The sequence below is a fragment of the Nitrospirillum goiasense genome, from assembly GCF_034427435.1.
Classification (GTDB): domain Bacteria; phylum Pseudomonadota; class Alphaproteobacteria; order Azospirillales; family Azospirillaceae; genus Nitrospirillum.
The window spans coordinates 2,408,275-2,430,286 of the sequence record NZ_JAXQNP010000002.1 but is presented as its reverse complement, the minus strand read 5'-3'; the positions used below and the strand labels follow the sequence as shown (position 1 = coordinate 2,430,286).

At 64.0% G+C, this 22,012-nt stretch carries 18 protein-coding genes and 1 pseudogene; 13 read left to right on the top strand and 6 right to left on the bottom strand.

Features of this window, described 5'->3' with window-relative positions; translation table 11 throughout:
* Positions 1-417: 417 nt before the first annotated feature.
* The 7 genes and pseudogenes from ULB03_RS13675 to ULB03_RS13640 all read left to right on the top strand — a co-directional run bounded on the left by ULB03_RS13675 (position 418) and on the right by ULB03_RS13640 (position 10,354).
* Positions 418-2,106 carry a methyl-accepting chemotaxis protein gene (locus ULB03_RS13675; protein WP_322483638.1) on the top strand — a complete coding sequence of 563 codons (1,689 nt, stop codon included), beginning with the start codon at positions 418-420 and terminating at the stop codon, positions 2,104-2,106.
* 112 nt (positions 2,107-2,218) lie between these two features.
* A pseudogene (locus ULB03_RS13665) lies at positions 2,219-3,558 on the top strand (carbohydrate porin).
* Positions 3,559-3,658: 100 nt separating this feature from the next.
* Positions 3,659-4,852 (top strand): vWA domain-containing protein, encoded by a 1,194-nt coding sequence (locus tag ULB03_RS13660; protein WP_322483635.1) that lies wholly within the window; start codon positions 3,659-3,661, stop codon positions 4,850-4,852.
* A 278-nt stretch (positions 4,853-5,130) separates the two neighbouring features.
* Positions 5,131-6,699, top strand: a complete 1,569-nt coding sequence (locus ULB03_RS13655) for an ATP-dependent nuclease (protein WP_322483634.1) — start codon at positions 5,131-5,133, stop codon at positions 6,697-6,699.
* A 250-nt stretch (positions 6,700-6,949) separates the two neighbouring features.
* The gene (locus ULB03_RS13650) at positions 6,950-8,401 is read left to right on the top strand and encodes an NADP-dependent isocitrate dehydrogenase (protein WP_322483633.1); all 1,452 of its coding nucleotides are present in this window, start codon (positions 6,950-6,952) and stop codon (positions 8,399-8,401) included.
* A gap of 404 nt (positions 8,402-8,805) precedes the next feature.
* Positions 8,806-9,165, top strand: a complete 360-nt coding sequence (locus ULB03_RS13645) for a GcrA family cell cycle regulator (protein ID WP_322483632.1) — start codon at positions 8,806-8,808, stop codon at positions 9,163-9,165.
* A 238-nt stretch (positions 9,166-9,403) separates the two neighbouring features.
* A complete protein-coding gene (locus tag ULB03_RS13640; RefSeq protein ID WP_322483631.1) occupies positions 9,404-10,354 on the top strand; it encodes an alpha/beta fold hydrolase in 951 nt (316 codons plus the stop codon).
* 108 nt (positions 10,355-10,462) lie between these two features.
* Here ULB03_RS13640 and ULB03_RS13635 read toward each other — a convergent pair whose 3' ends face one another.
* The 4 genes from ULB03_RS13635 to ULB03_RS13620 form a co-directional block, all read right to left on the bottom strand.
* The gene (locus tag ULB03_RS13635) at positions 10,463-10,849 is read right to left on the bottom strand and encodes a hypothetical protein (RefSeq protein ID WP_322483630.1); all 387 of its coding nucleotides are present in this window, start codon (positions 10,847-10,849) and stop codon (positions 10,463-10,465) included.
* A 19-nt stretch (positions 10,850-10,868) separates the two neighbouring features.
* Positions 10,869-11,639: a hypothetical protein gene (locus ULB03_RS13630; protein ID WP_322483629.1), complete on the bottom strand. Its 771-nt coding sequence runs from the start codon at positions 11,637-11,639 to the stop codon at positions 10,869-10,871.
* A gap of 385 nt (positions 11,640-12,024) precedes the next feature.
* On the bottom strand, positions 12,025-13,248 hold the full coding sequence (locus ULB03_RS13625; RefSeq protein ID WP_145733743.1) for an NADP-dependent isocitrate dehydrogenase: 1,224 nt from the start codon (positions 13,246-13,248) through the stop codon (positions 12,025-12,027).
* Positions 13,249-13,456: 208 nt separating this feature from the next.
* Positions 13,457-14,041 (bottom strand): LOG family protein, encoded by a 585-nt coding sequence (locus tag ULB03_RS13620; RefSeq protein ID WP_322483628.1) that lies wholly within the window; start codon positions 14,039-14,041, stop codon positions 13,457-13,459.
* A gap of 223 nt (positions 14,042-14,264) precedes the next feature.
* On the opposite strand from ULB03_RS13620, the gene ULB03_RS13615 reads away from it, so the two are divergent.
* The 3 genes from ULB03_RS13615 (at position 14,265) to ULB03_RS13605 (ending at position 16,627) form a co-directional block, all read left to right on the top strand.
* Entirely contained in the window at positions 14,265-14,753 is a 489-nt protein-coding gene (locus ULB03_RS13615; RefSeq protein WP_322483627.1) for a c-type cytochrome, read from the top strand.
* A 7-nt stretch (positions 14,754-14,760) separates the two neighbouring features.
* A complete protein-coding gene (locus ULB03_RS13610; protein WP_322483626.1) occupies positions 14,761-15,480 on the top strand; it encodes a cytochrome b/b6 domain-containing protein in 720 nt (239 codons plus the stop codon).
* 133 nt (positions 15,481-15,613) lie between these two features.
* The gene (locus ULB03_RS13605) at positions 15,614-16,627 is read left to right on the top strand and encodes a LysM peptidoglycan-binding domain-containing protein (protein WP_322483625.1); all 1,014 of its coding nucleotides are present in this window, start codon (positions 15,614-15,616) and stop codon (positions 16,625-16,627) included.
* 66 nt (positions 16,628-16,693) lie between these two features.
* Here the strand turns inward: ULB03_RS13605 and ULB03_RS13600 are convergent, their stop codons facing one another.
* Complete coding sequence (locus ULB03_RS13600) at positions 16,694-17,158, bottom strand: hypothetical protein (protein ID WP_322483624.1); 465 nt, start codon at positions 17,156-17,158, stop codon at positions 16,694-16,696.
* Positions 17,159-17,428: 270 nt separating this feature from the next.
* Here ULB03_RS13600 and ULB03_RS13595 point away from each other — a divergent pair, with 270 nt between their 5' ends.
* Positions 17,429-18,706 (top strand): FAD-dependent monooxygenase, encoded by a 1,278-nt coding sequence (locus tag ULB03_RS13595; RefSeq protein WP_322483623.1) that lies wholly within the window; start codon positions 17,429-17,431, stop codon positions 18,704-18,706.
* A gap of 137 nt (positions 18,707-18,843) precedes the next feature.
* Entirely contained in the window at positions 18,844-19,347 is a 504-nt protein-coding gene (locus ULB03_RS13590; protein WP_145733733.1) for a hypothetical protein, read from the top strand.
* On the opposite strand, the gene ULB03_RS13585 is transcribed toward ULB03_RS13590, so the two are convergent.
* Positions 19,340-20,164, bottom strand: coding sequence for a DUF2189 domain-containing protein (locus ULB03_RS13585; RefSeq protein WP_322483622.1), 825 nt, complete (start codon positions 20,162-20,164; stop codon positions 19,340-19,342). The two genes, ULB03_RS13590 and ULB03_RS13585, sit on opposite strands and share 8 nt — an antisense overlap.
* A gap of 361 nt (positions 20,165-20,525) precedes the next feature.
* Here ULB03_RS13585 and ccoN point away from each other — a divergent pair, with 361 nt between their 5' ends.
* On the top strand, positions 20,526-22,007 hold the full coding sequence (ccoN, locus tag ULB03_RS13580) for a cytochrome-c oxidase, cbb3-type subunit I (RefSeq protein WP_322483621.1): 1,482 nt from the start codon (positions 20,526-20,528) through the stop codon (positions 22,005-22,007).
* The last annotated feature ends 5 nt before the right edge of the window (positions 22,008-22,012 follow it).

The following is a 22,012-nucleotide window of genomic DNA, read 5'->3' as shown; positions in this document are numbered from 1 at the left end:
TGCCGGCTGCGATAAAGGGCCATGGCGTTCCTCGGGGAGGCGCCATGGCCCTTCACGGCCTGATGCTCCACCCTTGGAACGCCCGACCTTGGCCAGCGGCTGGGCGGGGATGATCGTGGCCGATGCGAATAGAAAATCGGATGTGTTCAATTATTAATAGATCTCTTTTACTCGATGTCGCGTTCTTTTTCTTGCGATGCTAAATCCCTACATATGTATTTTATTTGTTTTTTCTGGAATATCCCGCCGCCTCATCGAGTAAAAGATAAGTGAATATATAACATTCAATACAAATACATCTTATGTATGCTTCAGTATATTGCTGAATCGCAGGCTTTCGTTGAGAGCGTTATCATTCTGTTAATCCTCCAAGCTATAGACATTAGCCAAATGTTATAGCCTGAAAGGATTATGGTTATGGGTTTCTTATCGTCCATGAAGGTGGGGCGGAAGCTGGCGGCCGCCTTCGCGCTCATCGTCGCCGTCACGCTCATCGCCTCCGGCATCAACTATCGCGCGCTGTCCACCATCCAGGACACGACGCGGTGGACAGACCATACCTATAAGGTGCTGGAGCGGCTGAACAACGTCATGGCGGCCATGGTCGATGGGGAAACGGGGCTGCGCGGCTATCTCGTCGGCACCGATCCCAAGTTCCTGGAACCCTACCACAAGGGCAAGACGGCGTTTGACGCGGCTATGGCGGAGGTGAAGTCCCTGACGGCGGACAACGCCGCCCAGCAGGCGCGCCTGGATGATGTGCGCCGTTTCGAGCAGACCTGGCGCCAGGATGTGGCGGAAAAGGAAATCGCCCTGATGGCCAAGCCGGAGACGGTGGAGCAGGCCCGCAAGCTGGAGGCCAGCGGCGCCGGCAAGGCGTCCATGGACGCCATCCGCGCCAAGGTCGCGGAAATGGACAAGGTGGAACGCGATCTGCTGGGGCAACGCGCCGTGCTCCAGGCCGATGCGCTGGGCACCGCGACCACCGTGGCCCTGGTCAGCAGCGGCCTGTCGGTTCTTCTCGCCATCATCATGGCGTGGAGCCTGACCCGGTCCGTGGCGCGGCCCATCGTGGACATGACGGCGGCGATGCAGACCCTGGCCGGTGGCAATACCGGCGTGGACATCCCGGCGCGTGAGCGCCAGGACGAGATCGGCGGCATGGCCCAGGCCGTCGGCGTGTTCAAGGACAATATGATCGAGGCGGAGCGCCTGCGGTCGGAGCAGGAGGCGATGAAGCAGCGGGCGGAGAAGGAGCGCCGTCAGGCGATGCTGGATCTGGCTAGCGCCTTCGAGAACCGCGTGGGCGGCATCGTCAACGGCGTCACGGCGCAGGCCACCGAGTTGCTGGCCACGGCGCAGACCCTGAGTTCCTCGTCGGACAACGTCGCCCGCCAGGCCGGCACGGTGGCGGCGGCCTCGCTGCAGGCGACGCAGAACGTGCAGACGGTGGCGGCGGCCACGGAGGAACTGTCCGCCTCCATCCAGGAGATCACGGCGCAGGTGTCGCGCTCCACGCAAATGATCTCCAGCGCCGTTGGCCAGGCTGATCGCACCAACGCCGAGGTGCAGGGCCTGATGCAGTCGGCGCAGCGCATCGGGGAGGTGGTGACCTTGATCAACGACATCGCCAGCCGCACCAACCTGCTGGCCCTGAACGCCACCATCGAGGCGGCGCGCGCCGGCGACGCCGGCAAGGGCTTCGCCATCGTCGCGTCGGAGGTCAAATCCCTGGCCACCCAGACGGCGCAGGCGACGGATGAGATCCGGGCGCAGATCGCGGGCATGCAGGCGGCCACGGAAACCTCGGCCAAATCCATCCAGGGCATCGCGGAGATCATCAACCAGGTCAGCCAGGCCTCGACCACCATCGCCTCGGCGGTGGAGGAGCAGGCGGCGACCACGAACGAGATCACACGCAACGTCCAGCAGGCCGCCCAGGGAACCAACGACGTTTCCCAGACCATCGGGCAAGTCAGCGACGCGGCCCAGGAAACCGGCGTCGGTGCCGGTGAGGTGCACTCGGCCGCCAATGACCTCAGCAAGAACGGCGAATTGCTGAAGCAGCAGGTGGACAGCTTCCTGCGGGAAATCCGCGCCGCCTAAGGCGGCGTCCCCGTCCGCTGCCTTTCCCTGTCCTTTCTTTTCTCCTGGCGAAGGCGCGCCCCTGGCGGGTGCGCCCCAGCCCCCGCTTCGTCCAGTGGACGGTGGAGTTCCCATGCGCCCCAATTCTTTGCCCCGTATCGCCGGCCTGCTGCTGACCGCCGGCCTGTTCATGCCCGCCCTGGCGGGTGCCGCCGAAACCCCGGATGCGCCGTCCCTGGGCGACCGCCTCGCCAACGCGGGCCTGTCCCTGGCGTTGGACTACACCGGGGAGGCGGCGGCCAATCCCAGCGGCGGGTTGCGGCAGGGCAGCGCCTACGCCGGCCAGGTTCATGCCGGCGTCGATGCCGATCTTGAGCGGATTCTGGGTCTGGACGCCACCGTCCTCCACGCGGCGCTGACCCGGCGGCATGGCCGCAACCTCGCCGCCGACGCCATCGGCAACAACACCTCGGTGCAGGAGGTCTATGGCCTGCAGAACCTGCACCTGCTGGCCTTGACCCTGGAAAAAAGCTGCTCGACGGGCGCGTGGATATGGAGGCGGGCCGCATGGTGGCCAACGCCTCTTTCCTGAACGGCCCCCTGTACTGTCACTTCCAGACCAACGCCATCTGCGGCAATCCGGTGTTCGTGAACCACGTCAGCAACTATACCTCGGCGCCCGGCAGCAGTTGGGCGGGGCGGGTCAAGGCGGAGCTGACCGATACCGTGTACGCCCATGTCGGCGCCTATGAGGCCAATCCCCGGGATCAGTCCCCCACCGGTCACGGCCTGCATTTCAGCACGGATGGCGCCACCGGCGTGGTCGTGCCGTTCGAACTGGGCTACGCGCCCGGCGGCCCGGCGTCCAGCCGGCCTGGCCATTACCAGGTGGGCGGCTGGTACGACAGCTCGACCTACGCCGATCCCCTGAGCGACGCGTCGGGCCGCCCGTCCGTGCTCACGGGCCAGCCCGGCGTGACCGAACGGGGGCGCTGGGGCGCGTTCGGCCGGTTTGATCAGGTCGTCTGGCGCTCCTCCGCCAATCCCGCGCAAACCCTGTCCGTCTTTGGCGTGGCGATGGCCAACGTCTCGGGCCGCGCGGTCGAGGATCGCTACTACGCCCTGGGCGTGGTGCAGACCGGCCTATTCGAAGGACGGGACCAGGACACCCTGGGCTTCGTCGTCACCGATCAGCAATTCAGCGACATGACCTTGGCCCGCGTCACCGCGGCCAGGGCCAGTGTCGGCAGCACTGTGGCGCCGGCCCGGCATGAGGTGATGATGGAACTGGCCTACGGGATGCAGGTCACGCGCAGCGTGCGCCTCTCGCCCAACCTGCAATACATCATCAACCCCGACGTCACCGGCCGCCCCTTCACCCGCGACAATCCCCAGGACGCCGTCGTCGTCGGGCTGAAGTTCACCGTGGACGTCGCGGATATCCTGGGGCTGGCGCCTCGGCACCGGCCGTAAGGGCCGTTCTGGGCGCTTCTTCCCTGGCTGGGGCCTCCGTGCTCGCGTACATTTCGGAGCCGCAGGCGTCATCCCCGGAAGGTCCCAGACACGGAAGCCCATGTTCACCACCTTCTTCTTCCAGCTGCGCCAGGCCCGTATTCCCGTCACCCTGCGGGAATACCTGGCCTTGATGGAGGCCATGTCGGCCCATGTCGCGGGCTACAGCGTGGAGGATTTCTACCACCTGTCCCGCACCATCCTGGTGAAGGATGAGCGCAACCTGGACCGGTTCGACCTTGTCTTCGGCCAGGTGTTCAAGGGGCTGGAAGGGACGGCTGGCGGGGAGGGCGCTGACATCGCCGCCCGCGACCTGCCCGAGGAATGGCTGCGCAAGCTGGCCGAGCGCCATCTGACCGACGAGGAGAAGGCGCAGATCCAGGCGCTGGGCGGCTGGGACAGGCTGATGGAGACATTGGCCCAGCGCTTGAAGGAGCAGCAGGGGCGCCACCAGGGTGGCAGCAAATGGATCGGCACGGCCGGCACCTCGCCCTTCGGCGCCTATGGTTACAATCCGGAGGGTGTGCGCATCGGGCAGGAGGGCAGCCGCCACCGCCGCGCCGTGAAGGTCTGGGACCGGCGCGAGTTTCGCAATCTGGACGACACGGTGGAACTGGGCACCCGCAACATCAAGGTGGCGCTGCGCCGCCTGCGCAAGTTCGCCCGCACCGGCGCGGCCGAGGTGCTGGACCTGCCCGACACCATCCGCGCCACGGCGGCCAACGCCGGCCATTTGGACCTGAAGCTGCGCCCCGAGCGGCACAACGCGGTCAAGGTGCTGCTGTTCCTGGATGTCGGCGGCTCCATGGACGACCACATCCGCCTGTGCGAGGAGCTGTTCTCCGCCGCCAAGGGGGAGTTCAAGCACCTGGAGTATTTCTACTTCCACAACTGCGTCTATGAGGGCGTGTGGAAGGACAACCGTCGTCGGCGCACGGAACAGATGTCGACCGTCGACGTGCTGCACACCTACCCGGCGGACTACAAGCTGATCTTCGTGGGCGACGCCAGCATGAGCCCCTATGAGATCACCCATCCCGGCGGGGCGGTGGAGCATTGGAACGCGGAGGCGGGGCAGGTGTGGCTGAGGCGCCTGCTGGATGTCTACCGCCGCGCCATCTGGCTGAACCCGGTGCAGGAAGGTCATTGGCCCTATACCGCCAGCATCGGCCTGATTAAAAATTTGATGGAGGGCCGTATGTATCCCCTGACCCTGCAAGGCCTCGAAGCGGGCATGCGGGAGTTAAGTTATTAAGCTTTTGCTTTGTTATGTAGTCCAATTAAGTATTTAATTACTAATTTTTCTCGTGAAATCGCTTCGAAAATTGAACATGACAATAAAATGGAGAAATGATGGCGATTTACGTAAGGGGTCTTGGTCTTCGGAATTATCGGGGAATCGGGCCATCTTGGCAGCTAATATCACCATTTTGTGGATTTAATTTTTTTGTCGGGGCGAACAATACCGGGAAGTCGATTGTCCTAAATTTTATCAGCAAGTGGCTTCCTATAAACGCCGCAGGCTTTCATGGCATGCGACAGTCACTGGGATCGATGGAAGTCTATCTAAATGGCATCTTCGGCCAACCGGAGGTGGCATTTGGCTTGCTGAAAAGCGACGTCCTCGAAAGTGTAATTGAGGACCGGCTGAGTCGGAATCTTCATCCGTCCAATAGAGGAAATCTCGAGGCGGTGATAAATGCACTATCTAAGGATGGTTTAATTTGGATAACCGGCCCGGTTCCGTATGGTGATAGAATAGATTTTCTGGTATCTGATGTTTCTTTTCGGGAATTACTTCTTCCGGAAGAATGGCGATCGCTCTGGAATGGCCTGACTCGTCAGTCAGGTGGTGGGTTGGTAGAGCACTGGATACCGGAGACGTTGGGCCAAATTAAAGAAGTTATATTTGCAGTTATATCTAAAAGCCTACCTCAGCCGATCTTAATACCAGCTATCCGTGAGGTTGGGCCGAAGGGCGAGAAATTTGAAGCGCATGGTGGTCAAGGATTGATTGATCGCCTTGCTGAAATGCAAATCCCTGATATCGATAAACGCGATGAGCGTAAGATTTTTGACAAGATAAATATATTTCTGCAGACAGTCACTGGGAATAGTAGCGCGTATATTGAGATACCGCACAATAGGGAGCATATTTTAGTCCATATTGATGGAAAGGTGTTGCCGCTTTGGGCTCTTGGTACTGGTCTCCAGGAGGTTATAATGATTGCCTCCTATTGCACCATAAATAAAGGGGTGATCGCGTGTATTGAGGAGCCTGAATTGCATCTTCATCCAATTCTGCAGCGCAAGCTTTTACGTTATTTAATGGATTATACGGACAACCAATATTTTATTGCCACTCATTCAGCTGCGTTCATAGATACGCCGGGTGCAGCAATCTTCCATGTCCGCCAGGAAGATGGCCAGACCCGGATTATGGAGGCGTCACTACGTTCATCCCGCTACGCAATCTGCCAAGATCTTGGCTATAAGGCTTCAGACATCGTACAAGCGAATGCAGTGATCTGGTGTGAAGGCCCCAGTGATCGAATCTATTTGAAGCATTGGATTAGTGCATTGGATGCCGGTCTTCAAGAGGGTATACATTATTCGATTATGTTCTATGGCGGACGTAACCTAAGTCATCTCACCGTTGATGATGACGAAGTTGGAGACTTCATCTCGCTAAAGGCGCTCAATCGTAACTCAGCGATCTTGATCGACAGCGATCGAAATGCGGAAGATGACCCGCTGAACGCGACCAAGCAGCGGATCTGTGAAGAGTTTGCCAAAGGTGATGGCGTGGCCTGGGTCACCCAAGGGCGGGAGATTGAGAACTATATTGAATTCTCAGCGCTTAGCGCTGTGATTGCAGAAGTGCATCCGAAGGCGTTTGGACAAGTTGCGAGCACAGGTGATCCTTTCAGTCACGCTCTGTGGTATCGGCGGGTTGGAGCGACGGACGTTGATGAACCAGCGGTGGCCGATAAGGTGAAGGTTGCTAGAGCTGTAAGTGCTGCGCCGGCGAATTTGGACGTCCTAGATCTGCGAGATCGCGTCGCTCGCTTAGTGAAGATGATCCAAGCAGCGAACAACTAGCTAGCCCCGCCAATGCGAACCAGCCGTCATTCTGTCAGTTTGTTGACAAAACAAGGTGATGCGTTCCGCGCAGGCGCTGGGGCAGGGGCGCCCAAAGCACAGTTGCCCCGCCGAGTGTCCCGGCATAGTGTCCCGCCCGGGTCAAAATTTTTGACCCGGGATGCCGCGGCCTGTCGCGGGGGCGGCCCCAAACCGCGCCATGTCCCCCGATGGTTGGGGAAAGGCGCCAGTGCCAAGGATGAAAGAGAAGATGAATTCTCCGACCAAGATCACCATCGCCCGTGGCGACGGTATCGGCCCCGAGATCATGGACGCCACCCTCGAGGTGTTGGCCGCCAGCGGCGCCAACCTCGAGTATGAGGAAATCCAGATCGGCGAGAGCGTCTATCGCCGGGGCATCATGAACGGCATGGAGCCCAGCGCCTGGGACAGCCTGCGCCGCACCAAGGTGTTCCTGAAGGCCCCCATCACCACCCCGCAGGGCGGTGGCTACAAGTCGCTGAACGTGACCATCCGCGGCGCCCTGGGCCTGTACGCCAACATCCGCCCCTGCGTCTCCTACTCCCCCTTCGTCGCCACCAAGCACCCGTCCATGGACGTGGTCATCGTGCGTGAGAACGAGGAAGACCTGTACGCCGGCATCGAATACCGCCAGACGCAGGACGTGACCCAGGCGGTGAAGCTGATCTCCCGCCCCGGTTCGGAAAAGATCATCCGCTACGCCTTCGAATACGCGCGGGCCAACCATCGCCGCAAGGTGACGGCCTTCGTGAAGGACAACATCATGAAGATCTCCGATGGCCTGTTCCATCGGGTCTTCGACGAGATCGCCGCCGAGTACCCGGACATCGAGGCGGAGAGCATGATCGTCGACATCGGCGCCGCCCGCCTGGCGGACACGCCGGAGCACTTCGACGTCATCGTCACCCTGAACCTGTACGGCGACATCATCTCCGACATCGCCGCGCAGATCACCGGCTCGGTCGGCCTGGCCGGCTCCTCCAACATCGGTGACCAGTGCGCCATGTTCGAGGCCATCCACGGCTCCGCCCCCACCATCGCCGGCAAGGGCATCGCCAACCCGTCGGGCCTGCTGCTGGCCTCGGTCATGATGCTGGTCCACATCGGCCAGTCGGAAGCGGCCGAGCGCATCCATAACGCCTGGCTGAAGATGATCGAGGACGGCATCCACACCGTCGACATCTTCAAGCGCGGCGTCAGCAAGGCCCGCATCGGCACGCGCGACTTCGCCGCCAACCTGATCGACCGCCTGGGCGAGCGCCCGGCCACCCTGGTGCCCGCCAGCTATCCCGCCGGCGTCGCCAGCAGCTTCAGCGGCATCGCCCTGAAGGGTGCCCCGGCGCAGACCAAGAAGCTGGTGGGCGTGGATGTGTTCCTGGAGCGCAAGGGCGGCACCGGTGACGACATGGCCGCGCTGTTCCAGCCGCTGATCCCCGCCGGCCTGAAGCTGGTGATGGTGTCCAACCGCGGCCAGAAGGTGTGGCCGGACGGCGCGCCGGAGACCTTCTGCACCGACCATTGGCGCTGCCGCGTCATGGCCGACGGTGCCGAGGAGCTGAAGCACGGCCAGGTGGCCGAGCTGCTGGCCCGCGTCGCCAAGGAAGGCTTGGACTTCGTCCAGAGCTCCAACCTCTACACCTTCGACGGCGCCAACGGCTTCTCCGCCGCCGCCGGCCAGTAAGGGAATGGCGTCCAGGCCGGCGGCGGCGATTCCCGCGTCCGCCGGCCTGGGTTGCCGTGCTCCGTTAATCCCCGTTCAATGGGGTGGGCTTATCCTTGTATACCAGCGATGGTGTCTGTCCCGGGGATATACCCACTAAGGAGAGGAATGCGGGAATGGAAAGGCTGGCGCCGTACCGGGCTGCCGGATTCTGTCTTCGCGGACCAAAAACGAGTTGGAATCACCTGTTCAGGCTTTGGCAAGTTTGGTAGTCTCCCTCGCATCTCGATACCAAATCTTGTTGATGGGAATTTCCCGGTATCGACTGCTGGAGCGGGGCGCTCGGCGGTGACAGCATACTGTTGCGCCCGCCGATCTCGGGGGCTAAGGAGCGAGGGCTTTCGATGGAAGAAGAAAAAGCGTCGATGAGTTGGACGGACGAGCGGATCGAGCGCCTGCGCCAGTTGTGGGGCCAGGGCATGAGTGCCAGCGAGATCGCTGACGTGCTGGGCAATGTCACCCGCAACGCGGTGATCGGCAAGGCGCACCGGCTGGGCCTGTCGGGCCGGCCGTCGCCGATCAAGAAGAAGCCCACGCGGGGTGCCACCATCCTGTCGCTGAATGAGCGCATGTGCAAATGGCCGGTGGGCGATCCCAAGCACGCCGATTTCCATTTCTGCGGCTGCCCTTCGCTGCCCGGCTTGCCCTACTGCCGCGAACACGCGCAGATGGCCTACCAGCCCGCCAAGAAGCGGGATGACGAGCGTAAGCTGGTCATGGCCTGAGGCCGTTCCGCATACGGAATTAAGCGAACCCCCGCCGGCGACGGCGGGGGTTTCGCTTTTGGGGCTGAGAGCAAGATGCGGTTAGTCATGATCTCATTCCGCTTCAATAACGGGGCCCCATCGCACCACGCTACGGACGCGCGCCGGCATTTGCGTTGAGGGAAATCCGGCGAGGCCGATCCTTCCAGAAATACCATCAGGAGGGGCGGGCATGATCGGTCGGTGGCGGGAAATGGCGTTGGGCTTGTTCCTGGCGATTGCGGTTGCGGGCGCGGCGGCCGCGCGATCTTCCGCGCCTGCGGGTGAGCCGCGGTTGGATGAGCAGGCCTTGCGGGCGCGCTATGGGTTGCCCGCCTCGCGTTTCATGGATATCGACGGCACGCCCATCCATTATGTGGATGAGGGGCAAGGTCCCGTCATCGTTCTGGTCCACGGCTCTTACGCCAGTTTGCGACAGTGGAACAACTGGGCGGACATTCTGAGGCGGCGCTATCGCGTCATCCGTTTTGACCAGCCGCCGGCGGGCTTGTCCGGGCCATCGCCGAGCGCAGACTATGGGGTCGACCTTACCCTGCGTGTCATCGACACGCTGACCCGACGGTTGGGCGCTGACCGCTTCTTGCTGGTCTCCACCTCCAGCGGCAGCGTGCCTGCCGTCGCCTATGCCGCGCTGCATCCCGACCGGGTGATCGGGATGATTTTTGGCGATGCCGCGGTTGGCCCTCTGCACTTGGACCCCGCTGCGCTGACGCCGGCCCTGCGCGAAGCCCTGGCGGAGGATGCGACGCACAAGGACTTCCACACGCCCAATTTCTGGCGACAGATTTTGCTCTACAACATCGACGACACGGCCAAAGTCACCGACGATCTGGTGCGGGAGTGGACGGACCTCAACAACCGCGTCCTGCGCATGCCCCATGAACCGCCCACCCTGGTCGACCGGACGGCCGACGATTTGCGGGGCATCCATATGCCGACACTGCTGCTGTGGGGCGCGGATGACCGTGAGGTCAGCGTCGCGGAGCATGCCCGGAAGGGCCTGGCGCTCATCCCCGGCACCGACAAGCAGTTGATCGTGATGCCAGGATGCGGCCACATGCTGCCATTGGACTGCGGTGATGCCGCCCTGGAGCAGGCCAGGCCGTTCATTGACCGTGTCATGGGGGCTGAGCATCCAGAGGGCCGGTGATATCGGTCGACCGGTCCGCCCTAAAGTCGCTTTGATTTAGTTGGAATCGCTGAGGGGGCGATCCCCAGGGCGCTTGGGATGTGATTGAACCTATTGGCTAGACAGACTCTAAAGTTCGGGAAATTCGCCGCGACGATAGACCGGTACGACGGTTTTTCCCGTCGCGACAGCCAAGGCCCAGCGGGCATAAGGCAGACTACCGGCCAAATGCTCCGAGATGCCCGCTACCAAGGCGGACCATTCGGCGTCATGCTCGGTCGCCTGGGCGGTCAGCTTATCCCGTGTGGTTATGGAGAGGCTGATGATATCGCCAGCCATATGGTTGTCCGTTCGCGACGCGACGATGCTTTCAATCTCCGCCCATGGGACGGTGTGTTCATGCCCGTTGTTCTGAATGATGAGGCCTGTCGATGACACGGCCATCTTCCCGCGCCGCTGGTCCCGCAGGTGCCGCAGCCGATTGGTGGTCCATCGGTTCAGCCGATCAAGAAACATCGTATTTTCCTAACTGAACTCATGGAGTTTTCCATGACGTGGGGAGTTGTTGCCAAAGCATGGTGCCTCCGGCGTGCCCCGCGCTCCAGCCCAGTAAACCCCCAAAGAAGAAGCCAACGAAGCCGCCGATGACGACAGCTCCTCCCTCGGTGATTTCCCCGACCAGAGGAATTGCCAGACTGGGAGAGCCGAGAGCGGCAAAAGTGGTCGCACCCGCCCAAGCTCCAGCCAAGCCGCCATAACGGGCGCCAACAACCGAACCGGCGATCCCGCCTGCCTCGCCTGCGGCTATCAGTGCCCGCTGCTCTGCTGGAGCTTGTTCTATGATGACCATCGTCAGAACGACATCAATCACAATAAGGCTTGGCCCAGCACGACGAGCTATGAACGCTACGCGGTTTACCGCCTGTCGGGATTTTCCAACGCTACGAAGAACAGCCTCAATGGAACCTTTCTCCGCCAGAAATTGATCCAATGACTTCAAGCTGGCTGTGGGCTTAAGGATTTCCGAATAATATTTTCCATACGGTGTCAGATCCTCGCGCACGGAAATTAAAAGTCCATTTCTTTGAACCTCAACAAGCTCCCTCGCTTCCTGGAATGTTACGTTCCCTCGATCCAGTAAAGCATTTGCCTGCCGCTGGATAGCTGCTCCAATCCTCTCATAGCTGAGGCGACGGAAGCTGTTCCATGTGTAGTCAACTGCGCCACCAATTGTTATGTCCAGCGATGTCTTGGCCTGAATGGCATAGCTGTACTTTACTTCCGAATGGGGGCTGTCACCGTCCATATCTTCCCTCCGAAAGCCCGTGCTCGGCGGCTGCGTGTTTCCATACCCTTGTCCGCCAGAAGGAAGAAATTGCTTCTCCCCAATTTCAAACAAGCCCTGCCTCTCGAAAGGATGTAAAACTCAGCAATGTTCTCCCATCGTTATAGGGCCGAGAACGGGATCTCATCCGCGCTATCCGGTCCCCATTGTACCGGGACGCCGCCGGAAAGTAGCCTGCTGGAGCTGGCCATCGAGGCTTCCTGCAGGCCGACGCCATCGCGGCCACCGTACACCGTATTACAGGCCATGGCCGCCGGCTGAGCCCCATCTGCCTCAGCCCCAAAACAAAACGCCGGGCGGTGGGAACCGCCCGGCGTCTCTGTCACATCGGAACCGTCAAGGCGCCTCAGGCGTCGAAGCCCATGGCCTTGCGCAGGTTCTCGTCCAGCTTGGCCAGGAAGTCCTGGGTGGTTAGCCAGGGCTGGTCCGGGCCGATCAGGATGGCCAGGTCCTTGGTCATGAAGCCGGACTCGACCGTCTCCACGCACACCTTCTCCAGCGTCTTGGCGAAGTTGGTGACCTCCGGCGTGCCGTCGAACTGGCCGCGGTAGGACAGGCCCTGCGTCCAGGCGAAGATGGAGGCGATGGGGTTGGTGGAGGTGGGGCGGCCCTTCTGGTGCTCACGATAGTGGCGGGTCACCGTGCCGTGGGCGGCCTCGGCCTCCACGGTCTTGCCGTCGGGGGTCAGCAGCACCGAGGTCATCAGGCCCAGCGAGCCGAAGCCCTGCGCCACGGTGTCGGACTGCACGTCGCCATCGTAGTTCTTGCAGGCCCAGACGAAGGCGCCGTCCCACTTCAGGGCGGAGGCGACCATGTCGTCGATCAGGCGGTGCTCGTAGACGATGCCCTTGGCCTTGAAACGCTCGGCGAACTCGGCGTCGAAGATTTCCTGGAAGATGTCCTTGAAGCGGCCGTCATAGGCCTTGAGGATCGTGTTCTTCGTGGACAGGTACACCGGATAGCCGCGCTGCAGGCCGTAGTTGAAGCAGGCGCGGGCGAAGCCGGCGATCGATTCGTCCAGGTTGTACATGCCCATGGCCACGCCGGCCTCGGGGAACTTGAACACGTCGTAGGTGATGGCCTCGCCGCCGTCGTCGGGCGTGAAGGTCATGGTCAGCTTGCCGGCGCCGGGCACCTTGAAGTCGGTGGCGCGGTACTGGTCGCCGAAGGCGTGGCGGCCGATGACGATGGGCTTGGTCCAGCCCGGCACCAGGCGTGGCACGTTCTTGCAGATGATGGGCTCACGGAAGACGGTGCCGCCCAGGATGTTGCGGATGGTGCCGTTGGGCGACTTCCACATCTTCTTCAGGCTGAACTCGGCCACGCGGGCCTCGTCCGGGGTGATGGTGGCGCACTTCACGCCCACGCCGTACTTCTTGATGGCCTCGGCCGCGTCCACGGTCACCTGGTCGTTGGTGGCGTCGCGGTGCTCGATCCCCAGGTCGAAGTACTTCAGGTCGATGTCGAGGTAGGGCAGGATCAGCTTGTCTTTGATGAACTGCCAAATGATGCGGGTCATCTCATCGCCATCAAGCTCGACGACGGGATTGGCAACCTTGATCTTCTGCATTCTCAATGCCTTCTGCGTATAGGTAATTTTTATGACAGCCGGCGCCGCATCCTCGCGCGCCTCGATACGCCAGAACCGTTTCCCGGGTAAGAAACGATCGTCTTTATCGGACGGCCGGTATAAGAGCCCATTCGGGCCCGGTGATCAAGCAAGCGGGGCGGGGAACCGGCGTGCGGTCCCCGCAACGGTGTCCCGCTCTTGCGACAGCCTACAGCCGCTCCACCGCGATCTTCTGCACGGAGTCCGGCGCCTGCCGCAGCGCCGGCAGGATGGCGTCCACCGTGTCGACGAAGGTGAAATAGGTCTCGATCTCGCCCCGGCCGAACCCGGTGTCGCGGATATGGGTCAGCAGGGCCCGCAGCGGGTCCCAATAGCCGCCGATGTTGGCGACGACCACCGGCTTGTCATGCAGCCGCAGCTGGCGCCAGGTGATGATCTCGAACGCTTCGTCCAGGGTGCCCAGGCCGCCGGGCATGATGACGAAGGCGTCGGACTTCTCCACCATCATGCGCTTGCGGGTGTGCATGCTGTCGACCACGTGCAGTTCGGTCAGGCCGGTATGGTCGACCTCGCGGGCCTGGATGTGGTCGGGGATGATGCCCACCACCTCGCCGCCCGCCGCCAGGGCGGCATCCGCCGTGATGCCCATCAGGCCGACGCGGCCGCCGCCATAGACCAGCCGCAGGCCGGTCCGGCCGATCAGCGTGCCCAGCTCGTGGGCGGCCTTCTTGTATTCCTCCGACACCTGGCCCGAGGACCCGCAATAGACACAGACGCTACGCACCTTGGACATTCCTCTCATCCTTATGGAACGGATCGGTTGGATGGTCGCTGGAACCATTCCGCATCCGACCCGGGATGCCGCCGTCCGCCCTTGGCGCTTATCGCCACCGGGGCTTGCCGGACGGGTGACGGCCCGTTACACCATCCTTGCGCACCGACTGCAAGCCATCCGGCCGGCGTAAAACGGTCAGGACCATAGGATACGTGGTTACAATCAGGGCATGGAGAAAAGAATGCCGCGTGCTTTTCGTGATGTCACCTTCCGTACCGTGCGCCTGGCCGCCGGCCTGGCCATGGCCGCGGCCCTGCTGGGCGGCAGCGTCGCCCATGCGGCCCTGGATCCGACCGAGATCGTGAAGGCCCGCCAGCAGGACATGAAGAAGCTGGGTGGCGGCATGAAGGTGTTCATGGGCTATCTCAAGGACGACAAGGGCACGTCCCAGGACGTGGCCGCCGCCGCCGCCGCCATGGCCGCCGTGACCAAGGGCCTGCCCGACCAGTTCACCGAAGGCACCGCCGTGGGGGTGGGCGAGAGCGAAGCGCTGCCCGCCGTCTGGCAGGACAACGCCAAGTTCCGCCAGGGCTTCACCGACATGGCCCAGGCGCTGGACAAGGTCCTGGCCCTGCCTGTCACCGCCGACAAGGCCGCCATCGGCCAGGCGGTGCAGGCGGTCGGCGGCACCTGCAAGCAGTGCCACGAAACCTATCGCCAGAAGAAGTAAGCCGGGCATGACGCCCGCGGAGCAGGGCGGGGCCCTGGGGGGACGCATCCCCGTCTGGGACCTGCCCATCCGGCTGTTCCACTGGCTGCTGGTCGCCGACCTGGCCGGCCTGTGGTGGACGGCCACGCACGATGACCTGGCCCTGCATTTCAAGCTGGGCTACGCCGCCCTGGCGCTGCTGCTGTTCCGCCTGTTCTGGGGCGTGGCGGGCAGCGACCAAGCCCGGTTCGCCCGCTTCCTGAAGGGGCCGGCGGCGGTGGTGCGCCACGTGCGCCACATGGTGGCGCCCGGTCCCCTGCCGCTGGAGCGGGGGCATAACGCCCTGGGCGGCTGGGCGGTCGTCGTCCTGCTGTTGGTGCTGCTGGCCCAGGTGGGCACCGGCCTGTTCGCCGTGGATGATGACGGGATGGAGGAGGGGCCGCTGGCCCACCGGGTCAGCGGGGCGGCCGCGAAGCTGGCCCGCCGCCTGCACCATGCCAACTTCACCCTGGTCCAGGGGGTGGTTGCCGTCCATGTCGTGGCGGTGCTGTTCTACCTGGTGGTCAAGCGGGAGAACTTGGTGCGCCCCATGGTCACCGGCTGGAAGCGGCTTACCTTCCTGCCGTCGGACACCGCTGCGGCGGTGAGTGGCGGGGAGACCCACCGGGGCTGGGCGCCCTGGTGGCGGGCGGCGCTGCTGGCCGCGCTGGCCGCCGGCCTGGTGTCGGGCTTGGTCGCTTTCGCCTGACCTGGCGCTCATCCGCGCTTGATCGCGTGGGCGCCACCGGGCTATTCCGGGGGTGAACCCCGTTCGACCTGGGGGGGCTCATAAACCGGCGGCGGGGGCTACGTCGCCGGAAGAATGGCAAAAGGAACCGACTGTGACGCAAAACAAGGTCATTGCCGCCGTTGTCGGCGTGGGCGCGCTGGCGCTGCTGGTTTGGGGCTTGTCCCACATGCAGGCCGACCGCACCGCGGGCACGACGCAGGCCCCCGCCCCGGCCACGGCCGAGGCCCCGTCCGGCCCCAGCGCGGTTCCCACCTTCGACGTGGTGCGGGTCAGCCCCGACGGCACGGCGGTCATTGCCGGGCGCGCCATGCCTGGCGCCACCGTCACCATTTCCGATGGCGACAAGGAATTGGGCACCGTCACCGCCGACAAGCGGGGCGAGTGGGCGTTGACGCCCACGCAGCCGCTGGCCCCCGGTTCCCGCACCCTGTCCCTGAAGATGAAGACCGCCGAGGGGACCGAGGTCGCGGCGGATGAGACGGTGACCCTGGTCGTGCCGGACGCCAAGCGCGACGTGGCCGGACGCAAGCAGAACGAGACGGGCGGCGCCCTGGCCGTCGTCACCCCGCGCCAGGGCGGCAGCCGCGTGCTGCAGGCCCCGGGCAAGACCGACAAGTCGCTGGCCGTGGCCATCGACACCATCGACTATAACCGCGCCGGCGCCGTCACCGTGGGCGGCGACGCCCCGCCCAAGGCGGAGGTGCAACTGTACCTGGACAACACCCTGGTGGGCCGCGCCACTGCCGACCTGTCTGGCCGCTGGTCCATCACGCCGGAACGCCTGGTCGACCCCGGCCGCTATACCCTGCGCGTCGACCAGGTGGGGGCCGATGGCAAGGTTGCAGCCCGCGCCGAGGTGACGTTCGAGCGCCAGCCCATCGCCGACAGCGACAGCCGCGCCGTGGTGGTGGTGGCCGGCAACAACCTGTGGACCCTGGCCCGCCACCTCTATGGCGAGGGCATCCAGTACACCACCATCTTCGACGCCAACCAGGACCAGATCCGCGACCCCAACCTGATCTATCCGGGGCAGATCTTCATCCTACCGACCACGACAGGCCAGGCGGGTGGGGCTCAGGTGGGTGGTGCGGGCGGGCATCACTGAGCGCGTCAGAAACAAAAACGCCCCGGGGAGCGATCTCCGGGGCGTTTTTGTTTGGGCGCGATGGCGTCAAAGATAGCTGCCGAAAATCCGCAGGTACGGCCGCGCCTCCTGGATGAACTGCACCGTTTCATACATCAGGTCGGTCAGGCTGACATGGCCCGGCACGTCCTGCTGGCTCAGCACCAGCACCTTCTGCTGTTCGTCGACGATGAAGCGGGCGGTGCGCAGGCTGGCGGTGGCGCGCAGGATGGCCTGCAGCTTGGCGCGCTTCTCCGGCGCCTCGATGGTGTAGGGCATGAAGCCCACTTCGGCCCAGATCTGGAACAGCGTGCTGTCGGCCCGCGGGGTGATGGAGACGTGGAACAGCAGGCCGTCCAAGTAGAAATGGTGGCGGGAGGGGGAACGGTCGCTGTTCACCCGGACGGTGCCGTCCTCACCGAACAGCAGGGCGTCCTTGCCCAGCGGCAGGCCCGCCTGGGCGCTTTGCGCCAGGCCCGCGAGGTTCTGGACGGTGACGATCGCCTGTTCCATCGACTGAACGCCCTTTCAATCCCTTAACGCCGGTTCCCCCGTACTGCCGGTTCGGCAGCAGAACAAACCAGATGCATGCTTACCCTTAGGTGCCGTTGGCCGTCCACCTTAATCCCGGGACAATTTCCCCTGACATAAAGGTTCCCTGATATAACGGCGCCTTATGGCCAACGTGCGCACACGGAAGCGCACGCGCAGGCAGCATAACGGCAAAGAACTAACAAGAAGTAAGCGATCCAGGACCTGTGAATGGGGTGGGAGGACGCGATCTTGAGCGAAGATAAGGATGTGGAGGTCCTGGTGGTCGGGGCCGGCCCCACGGGCCTGGCGCTGGCCGCCATGCTGGGGCGTACTGGCATCGCCGTGCGGGTGATCGACAAGGCGGCGGATCGGTCGCGGAAGTCCAAAGCCCTGGGTGTGCACGCCGGTACGCTGGAGGCCTTGTCCGACGTGTTCGGCATAGGCTTGCCGGCCCGCATGGTGTCCACGGGCCAGCCGGTGCGCACCGTCCATTTCCATCTCGGACAGCGGCGGCCCATCGCGGTGGACCTGGGCGGCCTGCCCAGCCCCTACAACTTCGTGCTGGTGCTGCCGCAGGGGGAGACGGAGCGTTTGCTGGCGGAGCAGGCGGCGGCGTTCGACGTGGCCGTTGACTGGAGCCACGAACTGACCGGCCTGCGGCAGGACCGCGACGGCGTGCAGTGCGAGGTGCGGCGCCCCGACGGCGGCGTCGAGCTGGTGCGCGCCGCCTATGTCGTGGGCTGCGACGGTGCCCACAGCGTGGTGCGCCACCAGGTCGGCGCCCGGTTCGCCGGCGGCTCCTATCCCGGCACTTTCCTGCTGGCCGACATCACCCTGGATTGGGGGCCGGGACAGGCGGATTGGGGCCACGACTCCGTCCGCTTCTTCAGCACCGAGGCGGGCGCCATGGCCTTTTTTCCCTTGAAGGACCCGGGTCACGCCGCCCTCGGCCCCACCCTCTGCCGCCTGGTCGTGATTCCCAAGGAGGAAACGCCGGGGACGGGGGCGGAGATCGACCTGGCCACCTTCGCCACCCTGGCTCGGGCCGTATCCGGCCTGCCCCTGGCGCTGGGCGAGGCGACGTGGCTGACCCGCTTCACCATCCATCACCGCATGGTGAAGCGGCTGCGCCATGGCCGCGTGTTCCTGGCGGGTGATGCCGCTCATATCCACAGCCCGGCCGGTGGCCAGGGTATGAACACCGGCATTCAGGACGCCCTCAACCTCGGCGCGCGCTTGACAGAGGCGTTGCGCCGGGCCGGGCCGGACAAGGTGGAGGGCGTGCTGGACCGCTACGCCAGTGACCGGCTGCCCGTGGCGCAGGGCGTGCTGCGCGGCACCGACCTCATCTCGCGGGTCGGGTTGCTGGCGGGGGGCTGGTGGGGCCGGTTACTGCGCCGCCACATCCTGCCCCTGGTCATTGGCACCCCCTTTCTGCGGCGGCGCATCGCGTTGACCCTGTCGCAACTGCCGGTGTCTCGCCAGGAACGGCCGGTGCGGCTGGAGGCGCTGGGCATAGGCCAGTAACACGGGCGCCAGGACAACCGGGCGGGCGCCCCTCTGCCCAGTCTTTCGCGCATGCCCGCCCGCCATTGGCGCCGCTTTGATCCGTCGGGTGGCCTGGGTATACAGGGTGTGGTGGCAGCCCAGACAGGATAAACCCCGTGGTCAGACGCGTTTACGCCCGCAAGGAGGTGGTGGGTCTGCTCGACGCGCTGGAGCGTCAGGCGCGGGAATCCACGCAATTGGCCAAGCAGGCGGAGGCCGCGGCCGCCCGCGACAGCTTCGAGGCCTACAACGCCTTCCGCAACAAGGTGGGGGAATTCCGCGCCCTGTGCATCCTGGTGGAAGGGCGCCTGCGCAGCATGGATGGCCCGGCGGACGACGTGCGCGAGCGCTATGCCCAGTTGGACACCCTGATGCTGAGCCTGCTGGTGCGCGCCAGCATGCGATTCTTCTTCGTGCTGTCGGCCAAGACCGTGCTGCCGCTGGGCGCGCGCGAAATCTTCGTGACCGAGCTGCGCAGCCTTTACGAGGCCAGCGAAAAGCTGCGCAAGCCGGAATACGCCAGCCGCCTGAACGAATCCATCCGCGGTGAGCTGGAGACGGCGGAGATGATCCTGGAAGAGATCATCGACAAGGCGCCGTCCATGCTGCAGTTCAGTTGATCGCCGAACGGGTCGCCGTCCCATCCGCCGGCAGGCGCACCACGTCGCGATAGGCATGCCAGCTGGCATGCCCGATCAGGGGCAGCAGCGGCACCAGGCCGATGAACAGCGTCGCCATGCCCAGCGCCACCGACCCCGCGATCAGGGCGGCCCACAACAGCATGGCCCGTGGGCTGGCGCGCACGGCCATGATGCTGGTGGCCACGGCCATGAAGACGCCGACATCCCGGTCCATCAACAGGGGCAGGGTCACGACGCTGATGGTGAAGGTGGCCAGGGCCAGGGCGGCGCCCAGGACGGTGCCCACGATCAGGAAAGGCAGGGCCTCCGGCGTCAGCAGCGTCGCCGCCACGCTTTCCGGCGCCACATGCACGTCGCCCAGCATGAGGGCGTAGAGCAGGGTGGCCAGGCGCACCCAGAACAGATGCAGCAGCAGCAGCACGACTCCAAAGGCGCCGATGGCCGGCAGGTTGCCGCGCCAGGCGTTGAGACACGCGCCCGCGTCGGGCGGCAAGCCCTGTTCCCGCCGCCGCGACGCCTCGTAAAAGGTGACGGACAGCAGGGGGGCCAGCAGCATGAAGCCGCCGGTCAGCGGCAGCAGCAGGGCCAGCCAGCCACCCAGGAGGATCAGCGCCGTCGCGAAGAAGCCCACCGATGCCAGGATCAGGCCATAGCCCAGGCTGATGGACGGCGTGGCCGCCATGTCGGCCGCGCCCAGGCGCAGCCATAGCCAGGGCCTGTCCATGGGCACGCGCCGCACGGCGGGGGAGGGGTGGGTGAATACCGGGATCAGCGTCCCGTTCGTCGTCGCCGTCATCGCCGCGCGCCCCTTTCTTCCTTATGGCGTTCCCATGGTAACGCCCAGAAGTTGCAACGCCAACCGCCCGGATAAGGCTTTTTGATCTTTCGTCGCCATCTTGGCGCGGCTGTCTTGGCCGCGCCACGCCTATCCGTCACTCACCCAACAGTACGCCAGGTGGAAGGGTGGCGGCTTGACGCAGGTCAATGCGTCTGAGTGTGCCCACCATCACAGTGCCGACGCTGAGGAGCATCGGTCCCGTCGCCCGACGGATATCTGGGAAACCAGGGCGGCCGATGCCCGCAATCGTTGTCTTAAGAGACGAGGTCCGGGGGTCAACCCGGGTCCCTGCCGCTTGAGCCCATATTCGGGGGGTGTCATGAGTGTAGCGGTTTCCGGGGGGGTGCCCATAACGGCGGCCCAACCCGCCAGCCGGGAAGCCTATGTGGAGGATGTGGTCCGCGCGTTCACCATCGCGACCATGTTCTGGGGTATCGCCGCCTTCACGGTCGGTGTCCTCATTGCCTTTCAATTGGCGTTTCCCGCGCTGAATTTCGGATTGGAATGGACCAGCTTCGGCCGCGTGCGGCCGCTGCACACGTCCGCGGCCATTTTCGCCTTTGGCGGCAACGCGCTGCTGGGCACCTCCTTCTTCGTGGTCCAGCGCACCTGCCGCGCGCCCCTGTTCGGTGGCGCCCTGCCGGCCTGGTTCATCTTCTGGGGCTATCAGCTGTTCATCGTGCTGGCTGGCACGGGCTACCTGATGGGCATCACCCAGGGCAAGGAATATGCCGAGCCCGAGTGGTACACCGACCTGTGGCTGACCATCGTCTGGGTGGCCTACCTGATCGTGTTCGCCGGCACGCTGATCAAGCGGCGTGAGCCGCACATCTACGTGGCCAATTGGTTCTACCTGGCGTTCATCATCACCATCGCCATGCTGCACATCGTCAACAACCTGGCGGTGCCTGTCAGCTTCACCGGCACGAAGAGCTACGGCGCCTTCGCCGGCGTGCAGGACGCGATGATCCAGTGGTGGTACGGCCATAACGCGGTGGGCTTCTTCCTGACCGCCGGCTTCCTGGGCATGATGTACTACTTCATCCCCAAGGCGGCGGAGCGGCCGGTTTATTCCTACCGCCTGTCCATCATCCACTTCTGGGCCCTGATCTTCCTGTACATCTGGGCCGGCCCGCACCACCTGCACTACACGGCCCTGCCGGACTGGACGCAGACCCTGGGCATGGTGTTCTCCATCATGCTGTGGATGCCCAGCTGGGGCGGCATGATCAACGGCATCATGACCCTGTCGGGCGCCTGGGACAAACTGCGCACCAACCCGTCCCTGCGCTTCACGGTCACCGCCGTCGCCTTCTACGGCATGAGCACCTTCGAAGGTCCGGTCATGTCGATCAAGCCGGTGAACGCGCTCAGCCACTACACCGACTGGACCATCGGCCACGTGCACTCCGGTGCCCTGGGCTGGGTCGCCTTCGTCACCTTCGGCGCCCTGTACTACCTGGTGCCGGTGCTGTGGCGGCGTAAGGGGCTGTGGAGCCAGGCGCTGGTCGAATGGCACTTCTGGACCGCCACCCTGGGCATCGTGCTCTACATCACCTCCATGTGGGTGTCGGGCATCATGCAGGGCCTGATGTGGCGCGCCTACGACGACATGGGCTTCCTGCAGTACTCGTTCGTCGAGACGGTGGCCGCCATGCACCCCTACTACATCATCCGCGGCATGGGCGGCGTCCTGTTCCTGACCGGCGCCATCATCATGGCCTTCAACCTGATCCGCACCGTGAAGAACGGCCAGCCGCTGGCGGAAGACCGGCCCGCGGGCCTGGTCGCGGCCGAGTGAGCGGA